We start from the raw sequence: 7,678 nt of genomic DNA on the forward strand, positions 1-7,678 counted from the left end.
AAGGTTCAGCTACTCAGGGTTAGCGGAGCAGCGACAACACGCCCTGAGCGGACTGGTTGGCCTGCGCGAGCATGGCGGTACCGGCCTGCGAGAGGATGCTGGAACGGGTGTACTTGACCATTTCCTCGGCCATGTCGGTGTCGCGGATACGCGAGCCGGCAGCGGTGAGGTTCTCCTTGGAGACGGCCAGGTTCTTGATGACGCTCTCGAACCGGTTCTGGTCGGCACCGAGCGAAGCGCGGGCCGTGGAGACATTCGTGATCTGCTTGTCCAGCATGGCGATGGATGCGGCAGCACCCTTTGCCGAGCTGAAGTCGAGTCCACCGATTGTGCTCTGCGTTGTGGCGGGAGTGCCGAGCGTTGCTACCGTGGTGGTTTCGGCAATGAGTCCTCCAGTGAGCGACTTCACGTTCAACTGGCCGGTCTCGTCAACGGAAGCAGTCAGCGCCTTGCTGAAGACTGAATCGGCGTTTAGGGCGGCGGCGGCGGAAACGGCCGTGGTCCCGAACGTGACATTGCCAGTCGTAACGGTCGCTACGGCGGCACCGTTGGTCACCGAGAATGACACCGGTACGTTCGTGGCTCCTACCGGGGTGTTGAAGGAGGTACCGACGTTGGATGCATCGAGTCCCTTGCCAATGACGGCAACGTTCGCACCGCTCAGGTTGACGGCGATCTGGCTGCTGACACCGCTGTTCGCGCCGACCTGGAAGCTCAGCGATGCCTTGGAGCCGTCGAGGAGCTGCGTGCCGTTGAAGTTCGTGCCCTCGCTGATGCGGGTCAGTTCCTTGGTCAGTGCGTTGACCTCGGTGCCGATCGCCTTGCGTGAGTCGGCGTTGTTGGAGTCGTTACCAGCCTGAACGGCGAGGTCACGAACGCGCTGCAGAATCGACTGCACCTCGTTCAGGGAACCTTCCGCGGTCTGGATGACCGAGATGCCGTCCTGGGCGTTGCGGCTGGCGACCGTGAGGCCACCGACCTGCGACTTGAGGCCCTCGGAGATGGCCAGGCCGGCCGCGTCATCCGCTGCGCGGTTGATGCGGAGGCCGCTGGACAGCTTCTCCAGGGACTTGGACATGTCGTTCTGCGTGGCGGCCAGGTTGCGGTACGTGTTGTTGGCCGCGAGGTTGGTGTTGATCTGCATACCCATGATGAAATCCTCCGTGATTGGGTGGTGTACGTCTGGCCATCCATGGCCTGACACAGTGAGCTATCGGCCTCTGCTGAGACCGCGTTAGCCGTTGATCGAAAAAAATTCCCGGGTGTCTGATTCGGTCGACCCGGCGGCGTACGCCACCCCGCTCGCGGTGGCGAGGCCGAACATGGCCTGGTCGGCGAGCCGGGCGAGGTAGGCGCTTCGGCGGGCCGGCGCGATGCGGGACTCGGGCACGTATTCCGCCTCGGCGTCGTCGGCGTAGTGCGTGCCCAGGCCGTCGCGGAGCAGACGGATGGCCTCCGCACGCTGCTGAGACACCGCCGAGTGGGTGATCCCCAGCTCGGCAGCGATCTCCTTGACCGAGCGGTCGTCGAAGTAGACCTGCTGCACGATCACGCGCATCTTCTCCGGCAGTGCCGCGATGGCGGCGTGCAGGTAGGCCAGGCGCTCGGCGGAGAGCAGCGAGTCGCCGGGGAGTTCGGTGCCGGAGACCAGGAACTCGGCGGTCGCGTCGTCGAGGGTCGACACGGTGCGCTCCGAGTCGGCCAGGCCGGCGATCGCGGTCTCCCGGTCCACGCCGAGGGCGGCGGCGACCTCGTCGACGGATGCCGCTCGGCCAAGGGCGCCGGCCAGCGTCTGCTGAACGGCACGGGTCTCCTTGATGCGGCGGCGGGCCATCCGGGTGGCCCAGTCGTTGGAGCGCATCTCGTCGGCGAAGGCGCCGATGATGCGGCGCCGTGCGAACGCTCCGAACGGAACACCGAGGTCGGCGTTGAAGGCATCCGCCGAGGTGATCAGGGCGAGAGCTCCGGCCGAGGCCAGGTCGTCGCGGGAAAGGTGCCGGGCCTTGGCCCAGGTTTCGGAAACGAGGTAGCCGACGAGCGGGAGGTTGTCGATCACCAACTGATTGCGTTCTGCCCGATTCACACGGAACTCCCTGAGTGCTTGATACCTGAATTGTCCCGAACGATCAGGCAAGGGCCTGGTCGAACGAGTGGCCGGGTAGGCACGGGGACGTTGCGAGAAAGCGAGAATGTGACGCAGGGGTTCGGGGCCCAGGCCACAGAACTTCTGGCCGTGGTTAAAACGTAAAGGCGCGGTGGGTGGCCGAATGCGCAACGGCGCCCCCACAACGGGGCCAGGCACCCCCACATCGGGGCGGATCACCCCGAAACGGGGGTCAGGCATCCGGTGTCCGCCGGAATCATGTCCTCCCTTTAGTGGACACCTTCAGTCTCGGCTGGCAGTCTGAATCCACACCGTGGCTAACCGGGGTCCGTCACCTGCCGATAGTCGTGGTAACAAGCCGTTGAGCTGCGCGAATCCGCGCGGACCGGCCGCACCAGACGACAGGCAGTTGGAGGAGACGTGGGCGCCAATGAACTATCAGCGTTGCTGTGGCGCGAGCGGGAGCTCCTCGAACTGCTCGTCTTCAAACTCGACGAGGAACAGCTGCTGCTGACCAACGGCAAGACCCGCTGGCTGCAGCAGGGCACCCGTGAGGTCGAGCAGGTGCTCGGCCACGTTCGGGATGCCGGCCTCGCCCGCTCGGTCGAGGTTGCCGCCGTCGCCTGTGACTGGGGAACGGCCGAAGACGCCACCCTGCGCGAGCTCGTCGCTCACGCCCCCGCCGGCCCGTGGTCCGAGATCATGGCCGCACACCTCAAGGCGATGGGTGAACTGACCACCCAGATCAGGGAACTGCGCGACGCCAACGAGCAGCTGCTGCGCTCCGCCGCCCGCTCCGGCCAGGAGACCCTCGCCGACGTGCGCGCGAACACCCAGACGTATGACGCCACCGGGGCCGCCGGTGCGCGCCCCACCGGCTCCCGACTTTTCGACCAGATTCTGTGAGGATGCCGCGATGAGCACCTTCGGAGGCCTCAACACCGCCTACACCGGCCTGGTCGCCGCCCGGCAGGGTCTCGACGTCGTGGGCCAGAACATCGCCAACGCGAACACGGAGGGGTACACCCGGCAGCGGGTGACGACCTCCGCGGTGGACGCCTCGACCCGTGTGGGCCTGATGAACTCCGGGGTGCGCCCCGGCCAGGGTGTCAGCGTCGACGGAATCGCCCGCCTCGGCAGCGCGTCGCTGGACGCCCAGGTGCGCGGCACCGCCGCGGTCGCCGGATACTCCGCAGTGCGGGCGAACGCGCTGAGCGCCGTCGAGGCCTCGCTGAAGGAGCCCGGCGAGAACGGGCTCTCCGCCCAGTTGCAGGAGTTCTGGGCCGGCTGGCACGACGTGGCCAACGCCGCCGGCGAGACCGCGCCCGCCGGGGTGCTGCTGGCCCAGGCCGGCGCCGTCACCACCCAGATCAGGCAGGGCTACCAGGCTGTCGCCGCAAAGTGGTCGTCCGAGCGCGAGAGCGTGGACACCATGGTCGCCGAGATCAACGGCGCGGCCGGCCAGGTGGCCGAGCTGAACGCCCGCATCCGTCAGTCGATTGCGGGCGGCGGAAACGCCAACGAGCTGATCGACCAGCGCAGCGGTCTCATTACGACCCTGGCCGCCCTCACCGGCGGCACCGTCGTCAACCGCACCGACGGCACCGTCGATGTGCTCGTGGGCGGAAACGCGCTGGTCACCGGCGACACCGCCCGCCCGCTCGTCGCCCGCGGCGTTCGCACCCTCGACGGCCCGAACGGCCTCACCAGCCCGGTCGGCGTCACCGACCCGGTACGGGTGGAGTGGGCCGACCGCGCCGGCACGATCGCCATCGATGGCGGCGAACTGGCCGGTGCGCTCTCCCTGCTCACTCGAGCGGATGCCGCCGGCACTGGCGGCGCCCTCGCCGAAGCCGCGGCGGCATACGACTCCTTCGCCACGGGCCTGGCCGCGAAGGTCAACGCGATCTACTCCACCGGCGACAACTCAACCCGCCGGGGCGACTTCTTCGGCTCGGCGGGCACGGGACCGGCCGCGCTGGGCCTGTTCGTCCTGCCGACGAACGCCGCCGAGCTCTCAACCGGGCTCACCGCGAACGGCGCCCTCGACGGCTCTATGGCGGACAGGATCGCCCAGCTCGGCGCCGGCACGGCCGTGGACGCTGCCGGCGACCCGGTGCGGTCTCCCAGCACCGACTGGTCGAACGTTGTCACCTCGCTGGCCGTGACCACGAAGAACGAGCTGCGCCAGGCATCCCTCGCCGACCTCACCTCGACCGCCGCGGTGGGCGCTCAGCTCTCGAACTCCTCCGTCGATCTCGACGAGGAGAACGTCAACCTGCTTATGTTCCAGCACGCCTACCAGGGCGCCGCCCGGGTGCTGACCGCCGTGGACGAAATGCTCGACACCCTGATCAACCGCACCGGACTGGTGGGAAGGTAACCCATGATCGCCCGCGTCAGCTCCCAGACCCAGATGCGCTCCGCGCAGACCAATCTGCAGGCCAACCTCGCCCGGATGGCGCAGTTGCAGGAGCAGGCCACCTCGCTGAAGGCCATCGCCCGCCCCTCCGACGACCCCGCTCGGGCCGCCGATTCCCTCACCGTGCGCGCCGAGCAGCGCGCGGTCACGCAGTACGCCCGCAACGCCGACAACGGCGACGGCTGGCTCACCACCGCCAGCACGGCACTGGCCGAGGCCACGAACCTGCTGAACCAGGTGCGCGACCTGACCGTGCAGGGTGCCAACGACGGCGCCCTCTCCCCCGCCGCGAAGGAGGCCATCGCGGCCCGCCTCGACGGCCTCACCCAGAACCTACTCGCGCAGGCGAACGCCGACTACCTGGGCCGCAGCGTCTTCGCCGGGAATTCGGATGCCGGGCTCGCCTTCCGGGCCGACCCCGACTTCACCTTCACGGGCACCGCAACCGCGAGCGTCGACCGCCGTATCGGCGCGGACACCACCGTGAGGGTCGACGCCGACGGCGCCGCCATCTTCGGCACGGGTACAGACTCGGTCTTCGCCCTGATCGGCGTCATCGCCAACGACCTTCGCACCGGGCGCACGAATGCCGGCACCCACCTGGCCGCCGTAGACTCTCGAATGAAGGCCGTGCTCACGGCGCAGACCGACGTCGGTGTGCGCCAGGCCCAGATCCAGAAAGCCGGGGAAGCACTCGTGCAGCACAAAGGAAATCTCGAGGCCCAGCGGGCCGGAATCGAGGATATCGACCTCGGCCAGGCCATCCTGGACCTGAAACTGCAGGAGGTCACCTACCAGGCGGCCCTGTCGGTCACCGCACGGGTGCTCCAGCCGACGCTGATGGACTTCCTTCGATGAGCGCCGTTTCGACCGCCGGCACCGTGACCGCCGCCCTGAGCTTCGTGTCCCCGCCGCCCGGGCTGGACCCGCTGACCGAGTTCAGCCTGACCGAGATTCCCGGCGCCGACGGCCTGTTCTCGCTGCAGTCCGCAGAGGACCAGCGAACCCGTCTGTTCGTGCTCGACGCGTCCGTCTACCTGCCCGACTACTCCCCCGTGATCAGCGACGAGCACGCGGCAGCGCTCGACCTGACCGGGCCGGATGACGCGCTGCTGCTCGTGGTGACGAACCCCGGCGAGGACGGAACGACCGTGAACCTGATGGCGCCGATCGTCGTTAATGCCGCCACCGGTCGTTCGGCGCAGATCATCCTCGACGGCCAGGACTGGCCGCTCCGCGCCGAGCTGGGTGCCCGCTCGGCCTGACCGGACGGCTCACCCTGCCGGCTTGGCGACCGAGTGGCTGCACTGCGGGGTGTCGCCCGGCGGATAGCCTTCGGATATGACCCAGGGCATCGATCTGCATTCCGGCGCACACCACCTCCCCGCAGCACTCGACGTTGAGACGCTCCTGGCCGGCTGGATGCCGGTCGACCCGGCCCAGGCCCGGTTGCGAAGCGAATATATCGGCTTCGTGCGGGCGGGCCGCGGTTCTGCGCTCGACCGCGACGGCGGCGCCGAGCATCTGACCGCGAGTTGCTTCGTCTTCACTCCGGACCTGAGTCGCGTGCTGCTCTGCTTCCATAAAAAGGGCCGGTTCTGGGTGCAACTCGGCGGGCACATCGAGGCATCCGACCTCTCCGTGGCCGCGGCCGCCGTGCGCGAGGCCCGCGAAGAAAGCGGCATCGCCGAACTCAGTCCTCTCAGCGGCCGATTCGTCGCCGGGACCAGCGACCCGTTGCCGGTCGACCTGCACCGGCACGCGCTCAGTTCGCGGTTCGAGCGCTGCACCACGCACTGGGACATCGGTTTCGCGGCCGTCGCACAGGCCGATGCGATGCCCGTGACGAGCCACGAGAGCGAAGACGTCGCCTGGTGGCCGACGGATGCCCTGCCGCAGCAGGTCCCGCAGGATTTCGACGACCGCCTTGCCGTGGTGCTTCGCGAATTGGCACACCGGCTGGGCCCGCACTGAGTACGCGCCGGGCACGCGCCGAGCACGCGCCGAGCACGACGGCCGAGCACGCGCCGAGCACGACGGCCGAGTGAGGGACCGGGCGGCGCCTCCGCGCCGCCCGGGATCGGTGAGTGGGGTGACTGGGGTGGCTAGATCGTCTGCGAGATGCAGATGAAGTTGCCTTCGGAGTCGCGGAACCAGGCCGATTTCATGTCGTCGGCCGTGACGACCCCGTGCACCGTCTTCATGTCGGGGATGTCGAATTCCTCGAAGACGACTCCGCGTTCGCGGAGCGTGTTCATCTCGGCGTCGAGGTCATCCGTGATCCAGCCCATCTGGGTGTTCTGGGCCGTGCCGGCGTTACTGGTCTCGTAGATCTCGAAGACCGATCCCGACCCGACGTGGTACACGAGGACTCCCTCATGGGTTTCGTCGGGGTCGAGGCCGAGCGCGTCGTGGTAGAACGACTGAGCTCGTTTGAGGTCCGCCGCCGGTAACACGGTGTGCAGTTCTTTCAGCATTGTGAAACGCCTCCTTGGTGGTGCAGGTGATTCGTGGCGTGTGGAGGGGTAGACGTCGAAGCCGCCGCGTATCGGGCATCCCGCGCCGCACTGGATGTCGATCAGGGCGTGCTTCCGAGGCGGAGTGCCGACTGTCGGTGAAGCGGTGAGCGCGAATCGTGGCCGGAACTCCTCGCCCAGCAGAGGTAGGTTGACCACCCCGGCGGGCGTTGACTTTTCGCTTTTTCCGCCTTAAACATACGCCGAAGGCCCGCCCGAGTGAAGAGCCGTTTCCGACGGCCAGCCCCGGTGGTCGGCCCGGTGGTCGAGCTTGTCGAGACCCGGTGCGCCGACGTCCGGAGGTTCGCCGGGCATCCGTCGCGGTCGAATTCGCTAACTGCGGAGATTCTCCCGACACGCCGCTTCGGCAGGCGCCGCACCAGGCGTTTACCGAAAAATTGCCGCGCCTACGTGACGACGGATGCGTGCCGCCGGCCCAGTAGCGGATGCCCGCAGCGGGCCCAGGGCGCGTTGCTCTGCTCCTCCACAATGCGGGTGTGATCAAGTTATCCACAGGGCGCTGGCGAGTGCCGATCTGGGCCTCGAATGTCAGTGGTCACCCGTAACGTGTGTCTCATGAAGCCCTCCTATTGTGAGCAGCTAGAGAGCCTGGGTCGTCACTTCGATGCGATCCGG

General features: G+C 67.8%; 8 protein-coding genes. 5 read left to right on the forward strand and 3 right to left on the reverse strand.

Annotated features, from left to right (window positions below; translation table 11 throughout):
• Positions 1–19: 19 nt before the first annotated feature.
• A complete protein-coding gene (locus E3O62_RS05765; protein WP_134397840.1) occupies positions 20–1,150 on the reverse strand; it encodes a flagellin in 1,131 nt (376 codons plus the stop codon).
• An 84-nt stretch (positions 1,151–1,234) separates the two neighbouring features.
• On the reverse strand, positions 1,235–2,083 hold the full coding sequence (locus E3O62_RS05770; RefSeq protein ID WP_134395499.1) for a sigma-70 family RNA polymerase sigma factor: 849 nt from the start codon (positions 2,081–2,083) through the stop codon (positions 1,235–1,237).
• 441 nt (positions 2,084–2,524) lie between these two features.
• Between E3O62_RS05770 and E3O62_RS05775 the strand changes: the two genes are divergently transcribed.
• From E3O62_RS05775 to E3O62_RS05795, 5 genes are all read left to right on the forward strand, one after another.
• Complete coding sequence (locus E3O62_RS05775) at positions 2,525–3,010, forward strand: flagellar protein FlgN (RefSeq protein WP_134395500.1); 486 nt, start codon at positions 2,525–2,527, stop codon at positions 3,008–3,010.
• Between the two features lie 10 nt (positions 3,011–3,020).
• Complete coding sequence (gene flgK, locus E3O62_RS05780) at positions 3,021–4,487, forward strand: flagellar hook-associated protein FlgK (protein WP_134397841.1); 1,467 nt, start codon at positions 3,021–3,023, stop codon at positions 4,485–4,487.
• A 3-nt stretch (positions 4,488–4,490) separates the two neighbouring features.
• Complete coding sequence (flgL, locus tag E3O62_RS05785) at positions 4,491–5,384, forward strand: flagellar hook-associated protein FlgL (RefSeq protein ID WP_134397842.1); 894 nt, start codon at positions 4,491–4,493, stop codon at positions 5,382–5,384.
• The gene (locus tag E3O62_RS05790) at positions 5,381–5,791 is read left to right on the forward strand and encodes a flagellar assembly protein FliW (protein ID WP_134395503.1); all 411 of its coding nucleotides are present in this window, start codon (positions 5,381–5,383) and stop codon (positions 5,789–5,791) included. The genes flgL and E3O62_RS05790 overlap by 4 nt, the downstream gene beginning before the upstream one ends.
• 76 nt (positions 5,792–5,867) lie before the next feature.
• A complete protein-coding gene (locus tag E3O62_RS05795; protein ID WP_241973341.1) occupies positions 5,868–6,500 on the forward strand; it encodes an NUDIX domain-containing protein in 633 nt (210 codons plus the stop codon).
• A gap of 131 nt (positions 6,501–6,631) precedes the next feature.
• Here the strand turns inward: E3O62_RS05795 and E3O62_RS05800 are convergent, their stop codons facing one another.
• Positions 6,632–7,003, reverse strand: coding sequence for a VOC family protein (locus E3O62_RS05800; RefSeq protein WP_134395504.1), 372 nt, complete (start codon positions 7,001–7,003; stop codon positions 6,632–6,634).
• Positions 7,004–7,678 lie beyond the last annotated feature (675 nt).

It is taken from the genome of Cryobacterium sp. TMT2-15-1 (genome assembly GCF_004402345.1).
In the GTDB taxonomy this organism is placed as follows: domain Bacteria; phylum Actinomycetota; class Actinomycetes; order Actinomycetales; family Microbacteriaceae; genus Cryobacterium; species Cryobacterium sandaracinum.

Excerpts from the sequence above, each read along its gene's own strand:
- E3O62_RS05765 (WP_134397840.1), bottom strand. The coding sequence starts at position 1,150 with ATGGGTATGCAGATCAACACCAACCTCGCGGCCAACAACACGTACCGC.
- flgK (WP_134397841.1), top strand. The coding sequence starts at position 3,021 with ATGAGCACCTTCGGAGGCCTCAACACCGCCTACACCGGCCTGGTCGCC.
- E3O62_RS05800 (WP_134395504.1), bottom strand. The coding sequence starts at position 7,003 with ATGCTGAAAGAACTGCACACCGTGTTACCGGCGGCGGACCTCAAACGA.
- E3O62_RS05790 (WP_134395503.1), top strand. The coding sequence starts at position 5,381 with ATGAGCGCCGTTTCGACCGCCGGCACCGTGACCGCCGCCCTGAGCTTC.
- E3O62_RS05795 (WP_241973341.1), top strand. The coding sequence starts at position 5,868 with ATGACCCAGGGCATCGATCTGCATTCCGGCGCACACCACCTCCCCGCA.
- flgL (WP_134397842.1), top strand. The coding sequence starts at position 4,491 with ATGATCGCCCGCGTCAGCTCCCAGACCCAGATGCGCTCCGCGCAGACC.